At 70.0% G+C, this 1,100-nt stretch carries 1 protein-coding gene; it reads right to left on the bottom strand.

What is annotated here, in order from left to right; genetic code table 11:
• A partial coding sequence (metK, locus tag ACIBAI_RS28940) for a methionine adenosyltransferase (RefSeq protein ID WP_399038790.1) occupies window positions 1–1,100 on the bottom strand: 1,100 nt, incomplete at both ends.

The following is a 1,100-nucleotide window of genomic DNA, read 5'->3' as shown; positions in this document are numbered from 1 at the left end:
CGGCCGAAGTGGCCGTAGGCGGCGGTCTGGGCGTAGATCGGGCGGAGCAGGTCCAGGTCGCGGATGATGGCGGCCGGGCGGAGGTCGAAGACCTCCTCGATCGCCTTCTCGATCTTCTCGGTCTCCACCTTGTGGGTGCCGAAGGTCTCCACGAACAGGCCGACCGGCTCGGCCTTGCCGATGGCGTAGGCGACCTGCACCTCGCAGCGGCTGGCCAGGCCCGCGGCGACCACGTTCTTGGCCACCCAGCGCATCGCGTAGGCGGCGGACCGGTCCACCTTGGAGGGGTCCTTGCCGGAGAAGGCGCCGCCGCCGTGGCGGGCCATGCCGCCGTAGGTGTCGATGATGATCTTGCGGCCGGTCAGGCCCGCGTCGCCCATCGGGCCGCCGATCTCGAACCGGCCCGTGGGGTTGACCAGCAGCCGGTAGCCCTCGGTGTCCAGCTTGATGCCGTCCTCCAGCAGCGCCCTCAGCTCCGGCTCCACCACGAACTCGCGGATGTCGGGCGCCAGCAGCGACTCCAGGTCGATGTCGGAGGCGTGCTGGGAGGAGACCACCACCGTGTCCAGGCGCACCGCCTTGTCGCCGTCGTACTCGATGGTGACCTGCGTCTTGCCGTCCGGGCGCAGATAGGGGATCGTGCCGTTCTTGCGCACCTCCGACAGCCGCTTGGCCAGGCGGTGCGCCAGGAAGACCGGCAGCGGCATCAGCGTCGGCGTCTCGTCGGTGGCGTAGCCGAACATCAGGCCCTGGTCGCCGGCGCCCTGCCGGTCCAGCTCGTCCTCGTCGCCCTCGACGCGGGCCTCGTACGCCGCGTCCACGCCCTGCGCGATGTCCGGGGACTGCGCGCCGATCGACACCGACACGCCGCAGGAGGCGCCGTCGAAGCCCTTCTTGGAGGAGTCGTACCCGATCTCCAGGATCTTGTTGCGGACCAGGGTCGCGATGTCCGCGTAGGCCTTGGTGGTGACCTCGCCGGCCACGTGCACCAGACCGGTGGTGATCAGGGTCTCGACGGCGACCCGGGAGGCCGGGTCCTCCTTGAGCAGCGCGTCGAGGATGGTGTCGCTGATCTGGTCAGCGATCTTGTCGGGGTGACC

The sequence above is a fragment of the Streptomyces sp. NPDC051041 genome (genome assembly GCF_044456065.1).
In the GTDB taxonomy this organism is placed as follows: Bacteria; Actinomycetota; Actinomycetes; order Streptomycetales; family Streptomycetaceae; genus Streptomyces; species Streptomyces glaucus.
Note: the sequence above shows the minus strand (reverse complement) of the source record. Positions and strands in the feature narration are given on the sequence as shown.